This is a genomic window from Pseudomonas lijiangensis, assembly GCF_018968705.1.
In the GTDB taxonomy this organism is placed as follows: Bacteria; Pseudomonadota; Gammaproteobacteria; order Pseudomonadales; family Pseudomonadaceae; genus Aquipseudomonas; species Aquipseudomonas lijiangensis.
Genome location: NZ_CP076668.1, coordinates 1 through 23007 on the forward strand (window position 1 = coordinate 1; position 23007 = coordinate 23007).

18 protein-coding genes are annotated in these 23007 nt (G+C 56.3%); 9 read left to right on the plus strand and 9 right to left on the minus strand.

Annotated elements, in window-relative coordinates; translation table 11 throughout:
• The 6 genes from dnaA (at position 1) to KQP88_RS00030 (ending at position 10446) form a co-directional block, all read left to right on the plus strand.
• Positions 1-1530, plus strand: a complete 1530-nt coding sequence (gene dnaA, locus KQP88_RS00005; protein ID WP_216704509.1) for a chromosomal replication initiator protein DnaA — start codon at positions 1-3, stop codon at positions 1528-1530.
• 38 nt (positions 1531-1568) lie between these two features.
• Positions 1569-2672, plus strand: a complete 1104-nt coding sequence (gene dnaN, locus KQP88_RS00010) for a DNA polymerase III subunit beta (protein ID WP_025257773.1) — start codon at positions 1569-1571, stop codon at positions 2670-2672.
• 22 nt (positions 2673-2694) lie between these two features.
• Complete coding sequence (gene recF, locus KQP88_RS00015) at positions 2695-3798, plus strand: DNA replication/repair protein RecF (RefSeq protein WP_025257774.1); 1104 nt, start codon at positions 2695-2697, stop codon at positions 3796-3798.
• 4 nt (positions 3799-3802) lie between these two features.
• The gene (gyrB, locus tag KQP88_RS00020; protein WP_200994297.1) at positions 3803-6220 is read left to right on the plus strand and encodes a DNA topoisomerase (ATP-hydrolyzing) subunit B; all 2418 of its coding nucleotides are present in this window, start codon (positions 3803-3805) and stop codon (positions 6218-6220) included.
• Between the two features lie 163 nt (positions 6221-6383).
• Positions 6384-8786, plus strand: a complete 2403-nt coding sequence (locus tag KQP88_RS00025) for a TOTE conflict system archaeo-eukaryotic primase domain-containing protein (RefSeq protein ID WP_260406138.1) — start codon at positions 6384-6386, stop codon at positions 8784-8786.
• Positions 8787-8946: 160 nt separating this feature from the next.
• Positions 8947-10446: a Fic family protein gene (locus tag KQP88_RS00030; protein WP_216704510.1), complete on the plus strand. Its 1500-nt coding sequence runs from the start codon at positions 8947-8949 to the stop codon at positions 10444-10446.
• Between the two features lie 125 nt (positions 10447-10571).
• Here the strand turns inward: KQP88_RS00030 and KQP88_RS00035 are convergent, their stop codons facing one another.
• The 5 genes from KQP88_RS00035 to glyQ all read right to left on the minus strand — a co-directional run bounded on the left by KQP88_RS00035 (position 10572) and on the right by glyQ (position 15914).
• Positions 10572-11339, minus strand: a complete 768-nt coding sequence (locus KQP88_RS00035; RefSeq protein ID WP_200994299.1) for a hypothetical protein — start codon at positions 11337-11339, stop codon at positions 10572-10574.
• 189 nt (positions 11340-11528) lie between these two features.
• Positions 11529-12299: a lysophospholipid acyltransferase family protein gene (locus KQP88_RS00040; protein WP_216704511.1), complete on the minus strand. Its 771-nt coding sequence runs from the start codon at positions 12297-12299 to the stop codon at positions 11529-11531.
• 60 nt (positions 12300-12359) lie between these two features.
• Positions 12360-12905, minus strand: a complete 546-nt coding sequence (gene gmhB, locus KQP88_RS00045; RefSeq protein WP_216704512.1) for a D-glycero-beta-D-manno-heptose 1,7-bisphosphate 7-phosphatase — start codon at positions 12903-12905, stop codon at positions 12360-12362.
• Positions 12906-12915: 10 nt separating this feature from the next.
• On the minus strand, positions 12916-14970 hold the full coding sequence (gene glyS / locus KQP88_RS00050; RefSeq protein WP_216704513.1) for a glycine--tRNA ligase subunit beta: 2055 nt from the start codon (positions 14968-14970) through the stop codon (positions 12916-12918).
• Positions 14967-15914: a glycine--tRNA ligase subunit alpha gene (gene glyQ / locus KQP88_RS00055; RefSeq protein ID WP_025257781.1), complete on the minus strand. Its 948-nt coding sequence runs from the start codon at positions 15912-15914 to the stop codon at positions 14967-14969. Before glyQ ends, glyS begins: the two co-directional genes overlap by 4 nt.
• Positions 15915-15993: 79 nt before the next feature.
• Here glyQ and KQP88_RS00060 point away from each other — a divergent pair, with 79 nt between their 5' ends.
• Positions 15994-16545 (plus strand): DNA-3-methyladenine glycosylase I, encoded by a 552-nt coding sequence (locus KQP88_RS00060; RefSeq protein ID WP_216704514.1) that lies wholly within the window; start codon positions 15994-15996, stop codon positions 16543-16545.
• Between the two features lie 38 nt (positions 16546-16583).
• Complete coding sequence (locus KQP88_RS00065) at positions 16584-17471, plus strand: lysophospholipid acyltransferase (protein ID WP_216704515.1); 888 nt, start codon at positions 16584-16586, stop codon at positions 17469-17471.
• A gap of 133 nt (positions 17472-17604) precedes the next feature.
• On the opposite strand, the gene trkA is transcribed toward KQP88_RS00065, so the two are convergent.
• From trkA to def, 4 genes are read right to left on the minus strand one after another with little or no spacing between them, the layout of a single operon-like run.
• Complete coding sequence (trkA, locus tag KQP88_RS00070) at positions 17605-18978, minus strand: Trk system potassium transporter TrkA (RefSeq protein ID WP_025257784.1); 1374 nt, start codon at positions 18976-18978, stop codon at positions 17605-17607.
• 14 nt (positions 18979-18992) lie between these two features.
• Complete coding sequence (rsmB, locus tag KQP88_RS00075) at positions 18993-20315, minus strand: 16S rRNA (cytosine(967)-C(5))-methyltransferase RsmB (RefSeq protein WP_216704516.1); 1323 nt, start codon at positions 20313-20315, stop codon at positions 18993-18995.
• The gene (gene fmt / locus KQP88_RS00080) at positions 20312-21256 is read right to left on the minus strand and encodes a methionyl-tRNA formyltransferase (protein ID WP_216704517.1); all 945 of its coding nucleotides are present in this window, start codon (positions 21254-21256) and stop codon (positions 20312-20314) included. Before fmt ends, rsmB begins: the two co-directional genes overlap by 4 nt.
• Positions 21257-21311: 55 nt before the next feature.
• Entirely contained in the window at positions 21312-21818 is a 507-nt protein-coding gene (def, locus tag KQP88_RS00085) for a peptide deformylase (protein WP_216704518.1), read from the minus strand.
• Positions 21819-21947: 129 nt separating this feature from the next.
• Between def and KQP88_RS00090 the strand changes: the two genes are divergently transcribed.
• A complete protein-coding gene (locus tag KQP88_RS00090) occupies positions 21948-22973 on the plus strand; it encodes a LysM peptidoglycan-binding domain-containing protein (protein WP_216704519.1) in 1026 nt (341 codons plus the stop codon).
• Positions 22974-23007: the final 34 nt, after the last annotated feature.

Consider the following 23007-nt stretch of genomic DNA (forward strand, 5'->3'; position numbering starts at 1 on the left):
GTGTCAGTGGAACTTTGGCAGCAGTGCGTGGAGCTTTTGCGCGATGAGCTGCCTGCCCAGCAATTCAACACCTGGATCCGTCCGCTACAGGTCGAAGCCGAAGGCGACGAGTTGCGTGTATATGCACCGAACCGTTTCGTTCTCGATTGGGTAAACGAAAAGTACCTGAGCCGTCTGCTTGAGCTTCTGGGCGAGCACGGACAGGGAATGGCGCCTGCCCTTTCCTTATTAATAGGCAGCAAGCGCAGCTCGGCCCCGCGTGCAGCACCCAATGCCCCATTGGCTGCTGCCGCTTCGCAAGCGCTGTCTGCCAATAACGTCAGCAGTGTTTCAACACCTGTTGCCGCTCCGGTGGTGGCTGTTCCTGCGCCGGCTCCTGCAGTACAGAGCGCCGAGACTCACGACGAGCCGTCGCGTGACAGTTTCGATCCGATGGCGGGCGCCAGTTCGCAACAGGCTCCGGCGCGGGCCGAGCAGCGTACAGTCCAGGTCGAAGGTGCGCTCAAGCACACCAGTTACCTGAACCGCACGTTCACCTTCGAGAACTTCGTCGAAGGTAAATCCAACCAGCTCGCCCGTGCTGCGGCCTGGCAGGTTGCGGATAACCCCAAGCATGGCTACAACCCGCTCTTCCTTTATGGTGGCGTTGGTCTGGGTAAGACTCACTTGATGCATGCCGTGGGCAACCACCTGCTCAAGAAGAACCCGAATGCGAAGGTTGTCTATCTGCACTCGGAGCGTTTCGTGGCCGACATGGTCAAGGCGCTGCAACTGAACGCGATCAACGAATTCAAGCGTTTCTATCGTTCGGTCGATGCCTTGCTGATCGATGACATTCAGTTCTTCGCCCGCAAGGAGCGTTCCCAGGAAGAGTTTTTCCACACCTTCAACGCACTGCTCGAAGGTGGGCAGCAGGTCATTCTTACCAGCGACCGCTATCCCAAAGAGATCGAAGGTCTGGAAGAGCGTCTGAAATCCAGGTTCGGCTGGGGGCTTACTGTGGCTGTAGAGCCGCCTGAGCTGGAAACCCGCGTTGCGATCCTGATGAAGAAAGCCGATCAGGCCAAGGTCGAATTACCCCATGACGCTGCATTCTTCATTGCGCAGCGCATTCGCTCCAACGTCCGTGAACTCGAAGGTGCACTCAAGCGTGTCATCGCTCACTCGCACTTCATGGGCCGGGATATCACGATCGAACTGATTCGTGAGTCTCTGAAAGATTTGTTGGCGTTGCAGGACAAACTGGTGAGTGTGGATAACATTCAGCGTACTGTCGCCGAGTATTACAAGATCAAAATCTCCGACCTGTTGTCCAAGCGTCGCTCTCGTTCTGTTGCCCGTCCACGTCAGGTGGCGATGGCGCTTTCCAAAGAGCTGACGAACCACAGTCTTCCGGAAATTGGCGATGTATTCGGCGGTCGTGACCACACGACCGTTCTGCATGCATGCCGCAAGATCAACGAACTCAAGGAATCCGACGCGGATATCCGCGAGGACTACAAGAACCTGCTGCGGACTCTGACTACATGATGACGCCAGTGCAGCTTATCAAGGCAAGGGACTAGACCATGCATTTCACCATTCAACGCGAAGCCCTGTTGAAACCTCTGCAATTGGTCGCCGGCGTTGTTGAACGCCGTCAGACCCTGCCGGTGCTATCCAATGTGCTGATGGTCGTCGAAGGCCAGCAACTTTCGCTGACAGGTACCGACCTGGAAGTGGAGCTGGTCGGTCGTGTCCAACTCGAAGAGCCAGCCGAACCCGGGGAAATCACTGTTCCTGCGCGCAAGCTGATGGATATCTGCAAAAGCCTGCCGAACGACGTGCTGATCGACATCAAGGTCGATGACTCCAAAGTCGTGGTCAAGGCCGGTCGTAGCCGCTTCACCTTGTCCACATTGCCTGCCAACGACTTCCCTACTGTAGAAGAAGGTCCTGGCTCGCTGACGTTCGATCTGGTGCAGAGCAAACTGCGCCGCCTGATCGAACGCACCAGTTTTGCAATGGCCCAGCAGGATGTCCGTTACTACCTCAACGGCATGCTGCTTGAAGTCAGCGCTGGCATCTTGCGCGCTGTCGCCACCGACGGTCACCGTCTGGCCATGTGCTCGATGTCTGCACAGATCGAACAAGCCGACCGCCATCAGGTGATTGTGCCTCGTAAAGGTATTCTGGAAATGGCGCGTCTGCTCACCGAGCAGGACGGCATTGTCAGCATCGTATTGGGTCAGCACCACATTCGTGCCACGACCGGCGAGTTCACCTTTACCTCCAAACTGGTAGACGGCAAATTCCCGGACTACGAGCGCGTCCTGCCAAAAGGCGGTGACAAGCTGGTACTGGGTGATCGTCAGGCATTGCGTGAAGCGTTCAGCCGTACTGCAATTCTGTCGAACGAAAAATACCGTGGCATCCGTCTGCAACTGGCCAACGGTCAATTGAAGATTCAGGCCAACAACCCTGAACAGGAAGAAGCGGAAGAAGAGATCAGCGTAGAGTACAGCGGCGACTCCCTGGAAATCGGTTTCAACGTGAGCTACCTGCTCGACGTGCTGGGTGTGATGACTACAGAGCAAGTGCGCTTGATTCTGTCCGACTCCAACAGCAGCGCCCTGGTACAAGAATCGGATAACGATGATTCCGCCTACGTTGTCATGCCGATGCGTCTGTAACCTCATGTTCAGCGCTATCTAGATGTCTCTTAGCCGCATCTCGGTCACTGGGGTGCGCAATCTGCACCCGGTGACCTTCTCCCCCTCCCCGCGTATCAACATCCTTTACGGTGCCAACGGAAGTGGCAAAACCAGCGTGCTGGAAGCCATTCACTTGCTGGGCATTGCACGCTCGTTTCGCAGCAGTCGTCTTCTTCCTGTCATTCAATATGAACAGCCAGCCTGCACGGTCTTTGGTCAGGTTCAACTGGCTGAGAGTGGCCAAAGCAATCTGGGCATTTCCCGAGACAGACAAGGCGAGTTTCAGATTCGCATTGATGGGCAGAATGCACGCAGCGCTGCTCAACTGGCCGAGATACTTCCACTGCAACTGATCAACCCTGACAGTTTTCGCTTGCTGGAAGGTGCACCGAAAATTCGCCGACAGTTTCTGGACTGGGGAGTGTTCCACGTGGAACCTCGTTTCATGTCCACCTGGCAGCGGCTCCAGAAGGCCCTGCGGCAGCGGAACTCATGGCTGCGGCATGGTACACTTGACGCCGCTTCGCAAGCGGCATGGGATCGGGAACTGTGCCTGGCCAGTGATGAAATCGATGAGTTTCGTCGCACTTATATCAAGGCCCTGAAACCCGTCTTTGAACAAACTTTGAGCGAACTTGTTGAGCTTGAAGGTTTGACCCTGAGCTACTACCGAGGCTGGGATAAGGAAAAAGAGCTGAGCACTGTGCTCGCTTCATCCTTGCATCGCGATCAGCAAATGGGCCATACACAGGCCGGACCACAACGAGCTGATTTGCGTCTTAGATTAGGCGCACACAATGCCGCGGATATATTGTCCCGCGGTCAGCAGAAGCTAGTGGTCTGTGCATTGCGCATCGCTCAAGGGCATCTGGTTAGCCAGGCTCGCCGCGGCCAATGTATATACCTGGTGGACGACTTGCCTTCCGAACTGGATGACAACCACCGCCGCGCACTTTGTCGCTTGCTGGAAGAATTACGCTGCCAGGTATTTATCACCTGTGTAGATCAAGAATTTTTGAGGGAAGGCTGGCAGACGGAAACGCCAGTTGCTTTGTTCCACGTGGAACAAGGCCGTATCACCCAGACCCACGACCATCGGGAGTGATTGCATGAGCGAAAATCAAACGTACGACTCGTCCAGCATTAAAGTGCTGAAAGGACTTGATGCCGTACGCAAGCGTCCCGGAATGTACATCGGTGATACAGACGATGGCAGCGGTCTGCACCATATGGTGTTCGAGGTGGTTGATAACTCGATCGACGAAGCTTTGGCTGGCCACTGCGACGACATCAGCATCACCATCCATCCAGACGAATCCATTACCGTACGCGACAACGGCCGCGGTATTCCGGTAGACGTCCACAAAGAAGAAGGCGTTTCGGCTGCAGAGGTCATCATGACCGTGCTCCACGCCGGCGGTAAGTTCGATGACAACTCCTACAAGGTTTCCGGCGGTCTGCACGGTGTAGGTGTTTCTGTAGTTAACGCCCTCTCGGAAGTCCTGCAACTGACTGTACGTCGCAGCGGCAAGATCTGGGAGCAAACCTACGTTCACGGTGTTCCACAGGAACCCATGAAAATCGTGGGTGAGAGCGATAGCACCGGTACACAGATCCACTTCAAACCTTCCGCTGAAACCTTCAAAAACATCCATTTCAGCTGGGACATCCTGGCCAAGCGGATTCGTGAACTGTCATTCCTGAACTCCGGCGTTGGTATCTTCCTGAAGGACGAACGCAGCGGTAAGGAAGAGCTGTTCAAGTACGAAGGTGGTCTGCGCGCTTTTGTTGAATATCTCAACACCAACAAGACTGCGGTCAACCAGGTCTTCCACTTCAACGTCCAGCGTGACGATGGCGTGGGTGTCGAGATCGCCTTGCAGTGGAACGACAGCTTCAACGAGAACCTGTTGTGCTTCACCAACAACATTCCGCAGCGTGACGGCGGTACGCATCTTGTTGGTTTCCGTTCTGCGTTGACCCGTAACCTGAACAACTACATCGAACAGGAAGGTCTGGCCAAGAAGCACAAAGTTGCCACGACCGGTGACGATGCGCGTGAAGGCCTGACTGCGATCATCTCGGTCAAGGTGCCGGATCCGAAGTTCAGCTCCCAGACCAAAGACAAGCTGGTTTCGTCCGAAGTCAAAACCGCAGTTGAACAAGAGATGGGTAAATACTTCTCTGACTTCCTGCTGGAAAACCCGAACGAAGCCAAGGCTGTCGTGGGCAAGATGCTCGATGCTGCACGCGCTCGTGAAGCTGCACGCAAGGCTCGTGAAATGACTCGCCGTAAAGGCGCGCTGGATATTGCAGGTCTGCCGGGCAAGCTCGCTGACTGCCAGGAAAAAGACCCTGCCCTTTCCGAACTGTACCTCGTGGAAGGGGACTCTGCTGGCGGTTCAGCCAAGCAGGGGCGTAATCGTAAAACCCAGGCAATCCTGCCGCTCAAGGGCAAGATCCTCAACGTCGAGAAAGCACGTTTCGACAAGATGATCTCTTCCCAGGAAGTGGGCACTTTGATCACTGCCTTGGGCTGTGGCATCGGCCGCGAAGAGTACAACATCGACAAACTGCGTTATCACAACATCATCATCATGACCGATGCTGACGTCGACGGTTCGCACATCCGTACCCTGCTGCTGACGTTCTTCTTCCGTCAGTTGCCGGAGCTGGTCGAGCGTGGCTACATCTATATCGCTCAGCCACCGCTGTACAAAGTCAAGAAAGGCAAGCAAGAGCAGTACATCAAAGACGACGACGCCATGGAAGAATACATGACCCAGTCGGCTCTGGAAGACGCCAGCCTGCACCTGAACGACTCGGCTCCTGGTATCTCCGGCGAATCGCTGGAACGCCTGGTCAACGACTTCCGCATGGTCATGAAGACTCTCAAGCGTCTGTCGCGTCTCTATCCTCAGGAGCTGACCGAGCACTTCGTTTACCTGCCTCCTGTCACGCTCGAGCAACTGTCTGACCATGCAGCCATGAAAGACTGGCTGGCCAAGTTTGATGAGCGTCTGCGTGCGGGTGAGAAGTCAGGTCTGGTGTACAAGGCCAGCCTGCGTGAAGACCGTGAACGTAACGTATGGCTGCCAGAGGTCGAACTGATCTCCCATGGCCTGTCGAACTACGTCACCTTCAACCGCGACTTCTTCGGCAGCAACGACTACAAGACCGTCACTGCCCTGGGTGCACAAATCAGCTCCCTGCTGGAAGAAGGCGCCTACGTGCAACGTGGCGAGCGCAAGAAGCCAGTCACCGAGTTCAAGGATGCCCTCGCCTGGCTGATGGCCGAAAGCACCAAGCGCCACACCATCCAGCGCTATAAAGGTCTGGGCGAAATGAACCCGGATCAGCTCTGGGAAACCACCATGGACCCAAGCGTGCGCCGCATGCTGAAAGTCACGATCGAAGACGCAATCGCCGCCGACCAGATCTTCAACACCCTCATGGGTGATGCGGTCGAGCCACGTCGCGACTTCATCGAGAGCAACGCGCTGGCGGTTTCCAACCTGGATTTCTAAGGTTGTTGTAGGTGCAAGTTGGACGTACTTTTATCGTCCCCTGAATTAACCCCAGCCTCGGTGCTGGGGTTTTTTTTACGATTCTTGCCGGCTTCCTGAATGGGGCATTTGATAGCATGCGCTCTTCATTCGTTGAAGGCCATGGACGAAAGTCAATTGAGCTATGGCCGTCGTCGTAGAGGTAAAAGCTGTGACAGATGGCAACCTCCTGGTAAGACTACAAGCCGAGAATGCAAGACTGATTGCGCTGCTCGAGGCCCATGGCATTGACTGGCAAGTGCCTGCTGAGCCAATCAGAGAAACGCCTGTTCAAATCGAGACATCCTCGCAACTGAATACGGATAGCAAGATTGCACTCTTCAGAAGCCTTTTTCGTGGCAGGATTGATGTCTATCCCATTCGCTGGGAAAGCAAGGCTGGCAAGTCCGGATATGCCCCAGCCTGCGCTAATGAATGGCGGCCAGGTGTTTGCGAAAAGCCACGGATCAAATGTGGCGACTGCGGCAACCGTCAACTGCTTCCGCTGACCAATGAGGTGATTTTTCGCCATCTTGCAGGCGATGTGGTTATCGGCATCTTCCCATTGCTTCCTGACGATACCTGTTTTTTTCTGGCTGTTGATTTTGATGAGGCCGAATGGCGAGATGACGCCAAAGCGTTCATTCAGTCTTGCCGTGAGCTAAATGTACCAGTAGCGCTGGAAATATCGCGCTCGGGCAATGGTGCACATGGATGGGTTTTTTTCGAGCGTAATGTCTCTGCATTTGATGCTCGTCGTTTGGGGGCTGCAATAATTAGTTATGCCTGCAAAATGACTCGCCAGTTAGCCCTCAGCTCATATGATCGCTTGTTTCCAAATCAGGACTATATGCCCAAAGGTGGGTTCGGTAACCTCATTGCGTTGCCTTTGCAAAAAAAGGCCCGAGCCTTGGGTAACAGTGTTTTTGTAGATGATTCGCTGGAGCCTTATGCTGACCAATGGGCTTTTCTGGGGGCTATCCGTCAGATGAGTCCAGAAGACATTCAGCCAGCGATCACAAAGGCAACGGGCAATCAGGACCCGTTAGATGTTGCTTTTGTTGATGAGGAAGAAGGTGATATCGAACCCTGGAAAGATCGAAAGCCCAAGTCAAACCAGTTGGCGTGCCCTCTTCCTGCCACTCTCAACATTACTCTAGCCAACCTGATCTATTTTGAAAAAACAGAGTTGCCGCAGCCATTAGCCAATCAATTTATTCGGCTCGCTGCGTTTCAAAATCCAGAGTTCTATAAAGCTCAAGCCATGCGTATGTCCGTGTGGAACAAGCCGAGAGTAATTGGCTGTGCGCAAAATTTTCCTAAGCACATTGCTCTGCCACGTGGCTGCTTTGAGGCAGTTCTCAAGCTTCTCGATGAAAATGAGATAGTTCCGATTATCCAAGATGAGCGCTTTACGGGTAATGCAATTGAGGTAAGTTTCCTTGGCACCTTGCGTGCTGATCAGGAGGTTGCGGTCAGTGCAATGCTAAGTCATGACACTGGTGTTCTCTGTGCTCCAACAGCGTTCGGCAAGACGGTGAGTGCGGCTGCACTGATTGCTCGCCGTGGGGTTAACACCCTGGTTCTTGTTCACCGGACAGAGTTATTAAGGCAATGGCAAGAGCGTTTGCAGATGTTCCTGAAGGTTGGAGCGGATGCCATCGGAACTTTGGGAGGCGGCAAGTCGAAACTGTCCGGCGTCATCGATATAGCAGTCGTTCAGTCGCTGTCGCGAAAGGGTGAGATCAACGATCATGTGAAAAACTATGGCCAAGTCATTGTGGATGAGTGTCATCATCTTTCAGCTGTGTCGTTTGAGGCTCTTTTGAGAAATGTCCCATCTCGCTATGTAGTGGGATTGACGGCGACTCCGGTTCGTCGTGACGGGCAACACCCCATCATTTTTATGCAGTGCGGGCCTATCAGACATTCTGCTTCTCGTGCAGCGAGTGCTCCCCATGATCTGACTGTTTTCCCCTTCTGGCTTTCAAAGCCTTTGGTACTCCCCGAAGGCTCTGGGATTCAAGATGTCTTCCGGCTCTTGGCAGACGACGCTGAGAGGACGTCCAAAATTGCTTTGGAGGTTCAAGCAGCCTACAACCAAGGTAGAAAAGTGCTGGTACTGACGGAGCGGACTGAGCATATTGATGCTCTTGAGAAAGCTCTTATACCGCTAGTGGGCAATCTGTTTATCCTTCATGGACGAGTACCCAAGAAACAGCGTATTTCTCGCTTGAACGATCTGGAGTCCCTGCCAGCAGACACGCCGCGAGTACTTTTGGCTACGGGAAAACTGGTAGGTGAGGGTTTTGACCATCCACCCCTGGATACACTGGTTCTGGCGATGCCCGTTTCGTGGAAGGGCATCCTTCAACAATATGCCGGACGTTTGCACAGGGAGCACTCAGATAAAGCAGACGTTCGAGTGATCGATTTCGTCGACACGGGAAACTCCGCTTTATTGAGGATGTGGGACAAGCGACAGGCTGGGTATAAAGCAATGGGCTATCGGCTGATAGATAAAGCAGCCACCATGAAATTGCTTTAGCGCATTTTTATGGAAGACAGGTCTGTGTCTTGAGCTACTGACCAGCAGCAAACTCATACTGGCGAGTTAAAAAAAAATAGGCATAATCGGCTTTTCTTAAAATTTTCTGGGCTCAGTAAAGAAAAAATGTGCGGCCGAGCCAAATGTAAGGATTTTCGCCATGAACTCCGTTGGATATGCTTGGCTGTGCGAGGCCTTGCGGCTCTCTGCTTTTCCTTTACGCCGACCAGCCCGGATTCAGCCAGTCACTCGAATTGAGCATATTGGTGAGACTTTGGCGGTCCCCGCAGGTATTTCTCCTGCCCCTGATGACCTGCTCGGACACCTGCTTTTTGCCCTGAAGCATGAAGGTATCAATCTGGTCATTCTGGCTCAAGCACTGCCTCAGATATCCAATTCAAGGCTTGAGGCCGAATTACAGGCGGCTCCAAATGGCAGCTATATTCGCAAGGCTTGTTTTCTGCGCGAAGCATTCACGGGTGAAGAGGTACACCAACATTTTCCGGTAAAGGGGCGCTTTGTACCTCTGTTCGATCCTGAGCAGTATCTGACGATGCCTGGGGAGCGTAATTCCCGGTGGCGAGTAGAGTTCAACGGTATAGGCACGCTGACTTACTGCGCCACCGTTGAACGCACCCCCGAAATTGTTGCGATGCTTGAACACGATATCCTGAGGCGTGCGCAGGCATTCATCCAGAGTCTGCCCTCTGGAATGATGGATCGGGCCATCAACTGGGCCTACCTGCACGAAACTCAAGACTCATTTGCTATCGAAAAAGAAGCACCCAGCGAAGAGAAATCCCGCCGCTTTATTCAGTTGCTCAGACAGGCCCATGAGCGCTTACCGCTGAGCGAGGAATATCTGGTTGCCCTTCAAAACGCAACGCTATCCAACCCCTATGCAATGGCTGCTGCCTTTCGTCATGAACAGAACCATTTGGCCAATGGTTTGCAGGGGGCAGCAGGGGTCACTTATGTTCCTCCTGACCCAGAGTTGTGCCGTGAACTCATGGAGCAGCTCATGACCTTTGGAAATGAAGCTGCTACCCAGATTGATCCCTTGGTTGCCGCTGCAATCATTTCGTTTGGATTCGTATTCCTCCACCCTTTCATGGATGGAAATGGTCGACTTTCCCGGTTTCTCATTCATCAGACACTCTGTCGCACGGGGGCTTTAGAGAACGGGCTGCTCCTGCCTGTCTCCGTAGCGATGAAGCGTGAGGAACGTTTGTATCTGGAAACCCTTCAGGCGTTTTCCCGGCCTGCGCGTGAGTTCTGGGATGTCAGGTGGATCGATCAGGGCAATATGTCGTTTAACTTTACAGGGCATCCGGCTATCTACCGTTTCTGGGATGCCACACCAGGCGTCCGATTTACGATGGAAATGGCTAAACGAGCCCTGGAAGTTGAGCTTCGTGAAGAGACTGTCTTCCTTGAGAATTACGACAAGATTGTCAGAGCTGTTGATGAGCGCTATGACGTACGTGGCAGTGATTTATCCAACCTGGTAATGATGTGTCTGACGCAACAAGGCATAGTTTCAAACCATCGTCGAAAGCAGTACAGGTATAAGGTTCAGGAGGAGGTTTTTGATTATATCGAGCAGGTGACGCAGAACCTGCTTGCGGAACAGCGGCAGGAGAATCAATCGTCCCATTAAGACGGCAACTGAGCTTGTGGGTGACGGGGCGAAAAGAAAAATGTGGGGCAGATGCCAATAAAGGCTTTCTCCGTAAGCGTTGCGGCCAATCGATCTCGGCTTTCCCGCATAACTGGAATATTGGATCAAAGTGAAATAGCGATACCGATGCAGCCTATCAGCATCGTGGCTCCCAGCCCCAAGGAACGTAGCCGCTCTCCCTGTTCCCGCCCTTCCCCCTTGTTGATTTCAAAAGCACCTGCTGCAGCCACCATGAGGGAAAACGCCATGAACCAGAGCATCAATCCCCAGCCATAGCTGTAACCCGAAGCATAAAAGAAAGTGATCGTATTGAGCGACAGCATTAGCGCCAGAAAAGCGGGTCCTGTTGTACTTTGCGAGGATTGCAGCCGTAGAAAACTGATGAGGAAGAGAGGGTTTGCATACCAGGCAAATTGAAAACGCAATGGCCCGAGCCAACCGTTAGTCAACAGGGTCCACCCGATGGTGATTTTCTGACCATCTCTGATTATTACCGGAAAAAACAGGGAAGCTATCCACAGAACAAGTGCTGCTTTTGACAACACGTCACTTGAAAGAGCGCCACTTTCTAATGATTGATGGGCAGGCTTTCTTGCTTTCCATATGAAGGGAATCAGCAAACCCGCGTAAAAGCACAAAGTTGAAAAGACGCGACTTCCCGGTTCCCTGTGCATGACATATCCCATGGATAAAGCGGCTACTGCACCCCCTGCAAGAATCCAGTAGGCATACCCTGCAAACTCCTTGATGACAGGAGACTTGTGCAGTCGCATCAATTGCTTCATCAGCGTCAGTACAAGCGCCAATGAGTACCCGAGCACTCCACCCCAAAACAGAGAATGGGTTGTGGAGCGTGAAAGCATCTCTTCCATTTTCCATCCTTGTCGATCCAGAACCTGCGCCCACTAAAAAGCCGACCCCAAGGTCGGCTTTCTATCTACCCGCAAAATTTATGCACGTTTTCAGCTCACTAATGAGCTTCAGAAATAAGCAGCTAAATTAATGACTTAGCCGCTTTTTTCGATGATTTCGCAAAAATGGTGCACAGGTTATCCACAAAATCAGACTTCTACTTTCTCGCTGCTCGAGACAGGTGCAACATCTGAACCCAGGGACTTCTGGGTGGCTTCGTTCCAGGCCTGTACGCGGTCGTTGAGGGCTGCAATGGCGCGGGGGCCGGAGCCTTCGGCGTACATGGGTTCACCGATGACCACCTGGATAGTGCCTGGCTTTTTCGCCCAGCCTTCCTTCGGCCAGTACTTGCCGGCGTTGTGTGCCACAGGCAGCACAGGCAGTTCGGCGTTGACGGCCAGGGCGGTGCCGCCACGGGAGAACTTGCCGACCTGACCGAACGGGACGCGGGTGCCTTCCGGGAAGATCAGTACCCAGATACCGTCTTTGAGCAATTCATCACCCTTCTTGGCGATCTGCTTGAGTGCGGCCTTGGGGTTCTCGCGATCAATCGCGATAGGGCGCAGCATGGCCATTGCCCAACCGAAGAACGGCACATACAGCAGCTCACGCTTGAGGACCTGGCTCATGGGCTCGAAGTAAGCCGATAGGAAGAAGGTTTCCCAGGTGCTCTGGTGGTTGGAAATGATCACGCAGGGGGTTTTGGGAACGTTGTGCGCGCCGGTCACTTCCACGTGGATATTCAGGAAGACGCGGGTCAGCCAGATTGCACAGCGGCACCAGTAGACATTGATGAACCGGTAGCGGGCTTTGAAGGACAGAAAGGGCGCGATGAAGAAACTCAATGTGCACCACAGCAGCGAGCTGGTGCCTAGCAACAGGTAAAAGAAAAAGGTCCTGATTGCCTGGATGATCGACATAGTTGCTTTTACCGTACGGGCAGGTGCCCGCTCATTCAGCGTGCCGTTGAACCTGAGGGCTTACAGCGAGACGCTATTGTGGATAAGTTCTGCGGCAACTGCCGCCAGATCGTCAAAAATCAAAGTGCCGGCCGGCACTGTTCCGTCCATTGTCCTGCGGCCTTTACCGGTCATTACCAGAACAGGTTGTGCATCGACGGCCAAAGCAGCCTGCAGGTCACCCTTGCTGTCGCCCACGAACCATAAACCTTTCAGGTCTGTTGCGTAATGATTGGCGATGGTCTGCAGCATGCCAGGCTTTGGCTTGCGGCAGTCACAACCTTGATCCGGCCCATGTGGGCAATAAACGATCAAGCCAACCTCGCCACCCTGCCCTGCCACCAGCTCGCGCAAACGCGCATGCATGGCATCCAGAGTAGCAAGATCGTAATAACCTCGTGCAATGCCCGACTGGTTGGTGGCAATCGCCACCGTCCAGCCGGCCTTGCTCAATGTTGCGATGGCCTCGATCGAGCCAGGAATGGGAATCCACTCCTCTACCGACTTTATATAAGCGTCGGAGTCATGGTTGACGACTCCGTCCCGATCGAGAATCAGCAGCTTCACTCTCTATTCCTCAACCCAGCAGCGAGATATCGGCAACGCCCAGGAACAGGCCGCGCAGACGTGCCAGCAATGCATAACGGTTGGCGCGCACATTGGCGTCGTCAGCGTTGACCATCACTGCCTCGAAGAACGCATCCACAGGCTCGCGCAGGGTTGCCAGGCGTGCCAGGGATTCGCTGTACTGACGCTCGGCAGCCATTGGCTGTACCGCGTGGTCGGCCTGTTGAATGGCCGAATACAGGGAGAACTCGTTGGCGTTGTCGAAGTACTTGGGCTCGACGGTCTGGGCGATGCTGCCCTCGGCCTTGCTCAGCAGGTTCGATACACGCTTGTTCACCGCCGCCAGTGCAGCAGCTTGTGGCAACTTGCGGAACGCCTGAACGGCCTGGACCCGCTGATCGAAGTCCAGGGCGGAACCTGGCTGCAGGGCACGGACCGACAGGTAGACCGCAACCTCGACGCCTTCGTCTTCGTAACGCGCACGCAGGCGGTCGAAGATGAACTCCAGCACCTGATCGGCCAGGCCGGCAGCCTTGACCTTGGCGCCGAACTGGCTGACCGCGAACTTGACGGTCTCGATCAGATCCAGATCCAGCTTCTTGTCGATCAGGATGCGCAGGATACCCAGCGCAGCGCGACGCAGGGCATACGGGTCTTTGCTACCGGTTGGCAGCATGCCGATGCCGAAGATGCCGACCAGAGTGTCGAGCTTGTCGGCAATGGCCACGGCCGCGCCGGTCAAGGTAGTCGGCAGTTCTGCACCCGCACCGCGAGGCATGTACTGCTCGTTGAGCGCCAGAGCAACGTCTTGCGCCTCACCGTCCGCCTTGGCGTAGTAGAAACCGGCAATACCCTGCATTTCCGGGAACTCGCCAACCATCTCGGTCGCCAGGTCGCACTTGGAAAGAATGCCCGCACGTGCCGCACGCTGGGCGTCGCCGCCAATGCGTGGCGCGATGAAAGCGGCCAGCTTGGAAACGCGCTCGGCCTTGTCGAAGACGCTGCCCAGCTGAGCCTGGAACACGACGTTCTTCAGGCGATCATTGAAGGTTTCCAGCTTCTGCTTCTTGTCCTGCTTGAAGAAGAACTCGGCATCGGTCAGACGTGGGCGAACCACCTTCTCGTTACCGGCGATGATCTGTGCCGGGTCCTTGCTCTCGATGTTGGCAACCGTGATGAAGCGCGGCAGCAACTTGCCTTCGCTGTCCAGCAGGCAGAAATACTTCTGGTTGTCCTGCATGGTGGTGATCAGGGCTTCCTGAGGCACTTCGAGGAAGCGCTCTTCAAACGAGCAGACCAGCGGCACCGGCCACTCGACCAGACCCGCCACTTCGTCCAGCAGGCTTGGCGGCACGATGGCAGTGCCTTCCTGCTGGGCAGCCAGTTCGTCGACGCGCTTGCTGATGATCTGGCGACGTTCGTTGAAGTCGGCCAGTACATGAGCGGCCCGCAGGTCGCTGAGGTAGCTGGCTGGCGAGGAAATACGCACGTCTTGCGGATGATGGAAGCGGTGACCGCGAGAATGACGGCCTGCGCTCTGGGCCAGGATCGTGCAGTCGATCACCTGGTCGCCCAGCAGCATGACCAGCCATTGGGTCGGACGCACGAACTCTTCCTTGCGGGCACCCCAACGCATGCGTTTGGCGATTGGCAGGTCGTTCAGCGAGTCTTCGACGATGGTCGGCAGCAGTGAAGCGGTCGGTTTGCCGATGATGGTCTGGCTGTAACGCAGCTTGGGACCACTCTGATCGATTTCGCTCAGATCGACGCCGCATTTCTTGGCGAAGCCCAGTGCTGCCTGAGTCGGGTTGCCTTCAGCATCGAAAGCGGCCTGACGAGGCGGACCGTCCAGATTGACGCTGCGATCCGGTTGTTGCGTGGCCAGGCCGGTCACCAGCACCGCCAGACGACGTGGCGCGGCGTAAACCTGTTTGGCGCTGTAGGTCAGGCCAGCGCTCTGCAGGCCTTTTTCGATACCGGCCAGAAATGCATCGCCCAAGGCACTGAGGGTCTTGGGTGGCAGTTCTTCGGTACCCAGTTCGACCAGAAAATCTTGAGCACTCATTGTGCAGCCTCCAGCTTAGCCAACACTTCATCGCGTAGATCGGGCGGTGCCATCGGGAAGCCAAGCTTGGCCCGGGCTTGCAGGTAGCTCTGGGCGACAGAACGGGCCAGCGTGCGCACGCGCAGGATGTACTGCTGACGCGCAGTCACGGAAATGGCCCGGCGCGCATCCAGAAGGTTGAAGGTGTGCGAAGCCTTGAGGACCATTTCATAGCTTGGCAATGGCAGCTCAAGCTCGATCAGGCGTGCAGCTTCGCTTTCATAGAAGTCGAACAGCTCGAACAGTTTTTCGACGTTGGCGTGTTCGAAGTTGTAGGTCGATTGCTCCACTTCGTTCTGGTGGAACACATCGCCGTAAGTCACCTTGCCGAACGGGCCGTCAGCCCAGACCAGATCGTAGACCGAGTCCACGCCCTGCTGGTACATGGCCAGACGCTCCAGGCCGTAGGTGATTTCGCCGGTCACCGGGTAGCACTCGATGCCACCGACCTGCTGGAAGTAGGTGAACTGCGAGACTTCCATGCCGTTGAGCCAGATTTCCCAGCCCAGACCCCAGGCACCCAGAGTTGGCGATTCCCAGTTGTCTTCGACGAAACGGACGTCATGCACCAGCGGGTCGAGGCCGATGTGCTTGAGTGAGCCCAGGTACAGTTCCTGAAAGTTGTCCGGGTTCGGCTTCAGGATCACCTGAAACTGATAGTAATGCTGCAGGCGGTTGGGGTTTTCGCCGTAACGGCCGTCAGTCGGGCGACGGCTTGGCTGTACGTAAGCGGCGTTCCAGGTTTCCGGGCCTACGGCGCGCAGAAATGTGGCGGTGTGGAAAGTGCCGGCGCCTACTTCCATATCGTAGGGCTGAAGTACCACGCAACCTTGTTCTGCCCAGTATTGCTGGAGGGCGAGGATCAAGTCTTGGAAGGTACGCACGGCTGGCGTAGGCTGGCTCACAAAATTCACCTGTGCTGGGCTGCGATTTAAAGAGCGGGAGTATACCCGATTCGGCTGCACGTCCACCCTTGGAAGGCCTATGACTCGCTGCTTTTGGTGCAATGAAGACCCGATTTACATCGCTTATCACGATCAGGAATGGGGAGTGCCGCTGCGCGATGCGCAGAAGCTCTTCGAGTTGCTTTTGCTCGAAGGGTTCCAGGCCGGTCTGTCATGGATCACGGTTTTGAAAAAACGCCCGCGATATCGCGAAGTCATGTTCGGTTTTGATGTTCATCGCATCGCCGTCATGACCGACGACGAGATTGAAGTCCTGATGCAGGAGCCGGGCATCATCCGTAACCGCCTCAAACTCAACGCTGCCCGCCGCAATGCACAGGCCTGGTTGAAACTGGACGACCCGGTCGGCTTTCTCTGGTCGTTTGTCGGTGGAGAACAGAAGGTCAACCACTTCAAGGACCGCAGCGAGGTCCCGGCCATCACGCCAGAGGCCGAAGCCATGAGCAAGGCCTTGAAGAAAGCAGGGTTCACTTTTGTCGGCCCGACCATTTGCTACGCCTACATGCAATCGAGCGGCATGGTCATGGATCACACCGTCGATTGTGATCGATACGCGACTCTGGTCCGCTGAAGGTTACAATGCGCACCTCGAGAATTTGGGAGTGATCTGTGGATAAGTTCAAAGGTGCCATGATTGTCGGGGCGTTGCGGTTGTTTGCCCTGCTGCCCTGGCGTGCCGTGCAATGGGTCGGTACTGCGATTGGCTGGTTGATGTGGAAACTGCCCAACCGTTCCCGTGAAGTGGCGCGGATCAATCTGTCCAAATGCTTTCCGGAACTGAACAAGACTGAGCTGGACCAATTGGTGGGTCGCAGCCTGATGGATATCGGCAAGACCCTGACCGAAAGCGCCTGCGCCTGGATCTGGCCTGCCCAGAAGTCCATCGACCTGGTGCGTGAAGTCGAAGGCCTCGATGTGCTCAAGGACGCTCTCGCTTCTGGCAAGGGTGTGGTCGGGATCACCAGCCACCTGGGCAACTGGGAAGTGCTCAACCACTTCTATTGCAGCCAGTGCAAACCGATCATTTTCTATCGTCCACCCAAGCTCAAGGCTGTGGACGAACTGCTGCGCAAGCAGCGGGTGCAGTTGGGCAACCGTGTTGCGGCTTCCACCAAGGAAGGCATCCTCAGTGTCATCAAGGAAGTGCGTAAAGGCGGCTCGGTGGGGATTCCTGCGGATCCGGAGCCGGCAGAGTCGGCCGGTATCTTCGTACCCTTCTGCGGTACCCAGGCACTGACCAGCAAATTCGTGCCCAACATGCTGGCTGGCGGCAAAGCCGTTGGCGTCTTCCTGCACGCCATGCGCCTGCCGGACGGTTCAGGCTACAAGGTGGTTCTGGAAGCTGCACCTGAAGACATGTACAGCACCGACACTGAAACATCGGCGGCAGCCATGAGCAAGGTGGTCGAGAAATATGTGCGGGCTTATCCGAGCCAGTACATGTGGACCATGAAGCGCTTCAAGAAGCGTCCGGAAGGCGAAGCGCGCTGGTATTGAACAGTTCAGGAACACTTTGTGGGAGGCAGCTTGCTGGCGACTTCACGTACAGACGCAGAATGTCTGTCGGTTTTCAGGCCTTTTTCGCCAGCAAGCTGCCTCCCACAGGTTTGTCTGTTTCTTTATTGATCAGTTAAAAGAAGCTCAACCCCACCTGAAACAGCCGCTCAACATCGCGGATGTATTTTTTATCCACAAGGAACATGATCACGTGGTCGCCGGATTCGATCACGGTGATGTCGTGGGCGATCAGGACTTCTTCGTCGCGGATGATGGCGCCGATGGTGGTGCCCTGCGGGAGGATAATGTCCCTGATGGCCTTGCCGATGACCTTGCTGGATTTGGCATCGCCGTGGGCTACGACCTCAATGGCTTCGGCCGCTCCCCTGCGCAGTGAATGCACACTGACGATATCACCGCGCCGCACGTGGGTCAGCAAGGTGCCGATGGTCGCCAGTTGCGGGCTGACGGCGATATCGATTTCCCCGCCTTGCACCAGGTCCACATAGGCCGGGTTATTGATGAGGGTGACCACCTTGCGCGCCCCCATTCGCTTGGCCAGCAGCGACGACATGATGTTGGCTTCGTCGTCGTTGGTCAGGGCCAGGAACAGGTCGGTATTGCCGATGTTCTCTTCCATCAACAGGTCGCGATCCGAAGAACTGCCTTGCAGAACCACCGTGCTGTTGAGGGTTTCCGAGAGATGACGGCAACGGGCCGGGTTCATCTCGATGATCTTCACCTGATAGCGGCTTTCGATGGCTTCGGCCAGACGCTCGCCAATGTTGCCGCCACCGGCGATCACGATGCGTTTGTAGCTTTCGTCCAGGCGGCGCATCTCGCCCATTACGGCGCGAATATGCGCCTTGGCCGCAATGAAGAACACTTCGTCATCGGCTTCGATAACGGTGTCGCCATGGGGCGTGATAGGCCGGTCGCGACGGAATATCGCGGCTACCCGGGTGTCGACATTGGGCATGTGCGCCCGCAGCTGGCGCAGTTTCTGACCCACCAGCGGTCCGCCGTAATAAGCCCTGACGGCCACTAGTTGTGCCTTGCCTTCGGCAAAGTCGATCACCTGAAGGGCGCCGGGGTATTCGACCAGACGCTTGATGTAGTTGGTGACGACCTGTTCCGGGCTGATCAATACATCCACCGGAATCGCATCGTTGTCGAACAGACCGGCGCGGGTCAGGTAAGCCGCTTCACGGACCCGGGCAATCTTGGTCGGCGTGTGGAACAGCGTGTAGGCCACCTGGCAGGCGACCATGTTGGTTTCATCGCTGTTGGTGACGGCCACCAGCATGTCGGCATCATCGGCACCCGCCTGGCGCAGCACTGTGGGAAACGAGCCCTTGCCCTGTACCGTGCGGATATCCAGGCGGTCGCCCAGGTCACGCAGGCGGTCGCCATCGGTGTCCACTACGGTGATGTCGTTGGCTTCACTGGCCAGATGTTCGGCCAGCGTGCCGCCAACCTGCCCTGCACCCAGGATGATGATTTTCAACGGCTATCTCCCTGTCAGACCGACGCTGCGATCTTGATCAGTTTGGCGTAATAGAAGCCATCATGCCCACCTTCCTGCGCCAGCAACTGGCGGCCGTGGGGCTGCTTGATGCCTGCGGGTTGCTGGCCGAGCTGTCCGGCGATGTCCAGCTCGCGGGCGCCGGAGGTACGGGCCAGGAAGGCCTCGATCACTTCAGTGTTTTCCGTGGGCAGCGTCGAGCAGGTGGCGTACAACAGAATGCCGCCGACTTGCAGCGTCGGCCAGAGCGCGTCCAGCAACTCGCCTTGCAGCGTGGCCAGGGCGGTAATGTCATCGGCCTGACGGGTCAGCTTGATATCCGGGTGGCGGCGGATCACGCCGGTGGCCGAGCAAGGCGCATCGAGCAGAATGCGCTGGAAGGGCTTGCCGTCCCACCATTGGGCGGTTTCCCGGGCGTCGGCTGCGATCAGTTCGGCATCCAGGCCCAGGCGGTCGAGGTTTTCCCGCACGCGCACCAGACGCTTGGCTTCCAGATCAACAGCCACCACGCCGTCGAGTTGCGGCTGCACTTCCAGCAGATGGCAGGTCTTGCCGCCCGGCGCGCAGCAGGCATCCAGCACACGTTGGCCGGGCGCCAGTTCCAGCAGGTCGGCAGCCAGTTGCGCGGCTTCATCCTGCACGCTGATCCAGCCTTCGGCAAAACCGGGGAGTGAGCGCACATCACCCGGCTCGGCCAGCAGGATGCCATCCTGGCTGAAGGTGCAGGCAACGGCTTCGATCCCGGCGGTTTTCAACAGCTCAAGGTATTGAGCGCGACTGTTATGCCGACGGTTGACCCGCAGGATCATGGGCGGATGCGCGTTGTTGGCGGCGCAGATGGCTTCCCATTGCTCGGGCCATGCGGCTTTCAGGGCTTTTTGCAGCCAGCGCGGGTGAGCGGTACGCACCACCGGATCGTGTTCCAGTTCAGCCAGCAGCGCTTCGCTTTCTCGTTGGGCACGACGCAGGACGGCATTGAGCAATGCTTTGGCCCATGGTTTTTTCAGCTTGTCGGCGCAACCCACCGTTTCACCGATGGCGGCGTGGGCGGGAATGCGGCTGTAGAGCAACTGATAAAGTCCCACCAGCAACAAGGCCTCGACATCGGCATCAGCGGCCTTGAAGGGTTTTTGCAGCAGTTTGGCTGCCAGCGCGGACAGGCGTGGCTGCCAGCGTGCCGTGCCGAAAGCCAGATCCTGAGTGAGGCCCCGATCACGGATGTCGACCTTATCCAGCTGGGTCGGCAACGAACTGTTCAGCGAAGCCTTGCCGCTCAGCACGGCGGCCAAGGCTCTGGCGGCAGCCAGACGCGGGTTCATTGGCCCAACACCGTGCCGGTGGCGAACTTCTCGCGACGGCTGTTGAACAGGTCAGTGAAGTTCAGCGGCTTGCCGCCCGGCAATTGCAGGCGAGTCAGGCGCAAGGCGCCCTGGCCACAGGCGACGATCAGGCCGTCCTTGCTGGCACCGAGAATCGTGCCCGGTGCGCCCTGCCCTTCGGCAAGGCTGGCGGCCAGTATCTTGAGGGCTTCTTCATTCAAGGTGCTGTGGCAGATGGGCCACGGATTGAAGGCGCGGATCAGGCGTTCCAGCTCGTCTGCCGGGCGGCTCCAGTCGATGCGTGCCTCGTCCTTGTTCAATTTGTGAGCATACGTGGCGAGTGTATCGTCCTGCACTTCGCCCACCAGCGAACCCTCTGCCAGACCCGCCACGGCTTGCACTACGGCAGGCGGACCTAGTTCGGCAAGGCGATCGTGCAAGGTGCCGCCGGTGTCTTCTGCCGTGATGGGCGTCGTGACCTTGAGCAGCATCGGGCCGGTATCCAGGCCGGCTTCCATGCGCATGACGGTCACGCCGCTTTCGGCATCACCCGCCTGCACGGCCCGCTGGATCGGCGCTGCACCGCGCCAGCGTGGCAGCAAGGAGGCATGGCTGTTGATGCAGCCCAGACGAGGAATATCCAGCACCACTTGCGGCAGGATCAGGCCATAAGCGACCACCACCATAAGGTCGGGCTTGAGCTCGGCCAGCTCCTGCTGAGCGGCGGCATCACGCAGGGTTGGCGGTTGCAGCACTTGCAGGCCATGCTGTAGCGCCAGTTGCTTGACCGGGCTTGGCATCAGCTTCTGTCCACGACCGGCCGGGCGATCAGGCTGGGTATAGACCGCGATGATCTGATGAGGGCTGTCCAGCAGGGCCTTCAAGTGTTCGGCGGCAAATTCCGGAGTACCGGCGAAGACGATGCGCAGTGGCTCGGTCATGGGCTTCTCGTTGTGTAAAAAAGAAAAGGCCCTCACAGGCCTTTTGGGTGATGGATCAAGCGTTCTGTCTGTGCTGTTTTTCCAGCTTTTTCTTGATCCGGTCACGCTTCAGATTGGAGAGGTAGTCGACGAACAGCTTGCCGTTCAGGTGATCGCATTCATGCTGGATGCAGACGGCGAGCAAACCTTCGGCAACCAGTTCGTAAGGCTTGCCGTCACGGTCCAGAGCCTTGATGCGAACTTTTACGGGGCGGTCGACGTTTTCATAGAACCCGGGTACCGAGAGGCAGCCTTCCTGATACTGATCCATTTCTTCGGTCAGCATTTCGATTTCGGGGTTGATGAAGACGCGAGGCTCGGTGCGATCTTCGCTCAGGTCCATCACGACCACGCGCTTGTGGACGTTGACCTGGGTCGCTGCCAGACCGATGCCCGGGGCCTCGTACATGGTTTCAAACATGTCGTCGACCAACTGGCGTATGCCGTCGTCTACTATCGCCACAGGTTTGGCGATGGTGCGCAGGCGCGAATCGGGAAATTCGAGAATGTTTAGAATGGCCATATACGTAAGGGCTGCACTGTAGGGTAAAGTCAAAATCGGCTGCCAGGCTTGAAACGTCAAAGCAGACAGCTATATGAGACTGATGGGACTTATGTTTACGCGAGACAACATGATAAAGGGATTCACCGCATGAGGAAATCACTACTCGCCCTGCTGCTTTTGACTGCCAGCGGTCTTGCTCAGGCGCAAGTGCAACTCAAGGAAGGCCACCCGCAGAGTTATACCGTCGTTGCCGGTGACACACTTTGGGATATTTCCGGCAAATTCTTGCGCGAACCATGGAAATGGCGCGAGATATGGCGGGCCAATCCCCAGGTACGCGATCCTGACCTCATCTATCCCGGCGACTCGCTTTCGCTGATCTACATCGACGGCCAGCCTCGTGTGGTACTCAACCGCGCCGAATCCCGCGGCACCATCAAATTGTCACCGCGTGTGCGCAGCACGCCGACGATCGAAGCGATCCCGAGCATTCCGCTGGGCGCCATCAATGCGTTTCTGATCAGTAACCGGATCGTCGACGACGCCGACCAGTTCAACAAGGCCCCTTACATCGTTGCAGGCAATGCCGAGCGTGTACTCAGCGGCGGAGGCGACCGCATCTATGCGCGCGGCAATCTGGACCCTGATCAGATGAGCTACGGGATCTTCCGTCAAGGCAAGGTCTACACCGATCCGGCCACCAAGGAAGTGCTGGGCATCAATGCCGACGATATCGGCGGCGGTGAAGTCGTTGCCACCGAAGGTGATGTTTCTACCCTGATGTTGCAGCGCTCTACCCAGGAAGTGCGTCTGGGCGACCGCCTGTTCACCAGTGAAGAGCGGGCAATCAATTCGACGTTCCTGCCCAGTGCGCCACAGAACGCCATCGAAGGCCTGATTCTCGATGTGCCTCGGGGCGTGACCCAGGTCGGCGTCTACGACGTGGTGACACTCAACAAAGGTCGACGCGACGGTCTGGTCGAAGGCAATGTGCTGGCGATTTTCAAGACTGGCGAAACGGTCCGCGACCGGGTGACTGGCGATCAGGTGAAAATTCCCGACGAGCGCTCCGGGCTGCTGATGGTTTTCCGCACTTATGAAAAGCTCAGTTACGCCTTGGTCCTGCACGCGAACCGATCTTTGGCCATTATGGACAAGGTCCGTAACCCCTGAGGCTCTGTCTCAGGCCTGATACAGGTTTTTTCCA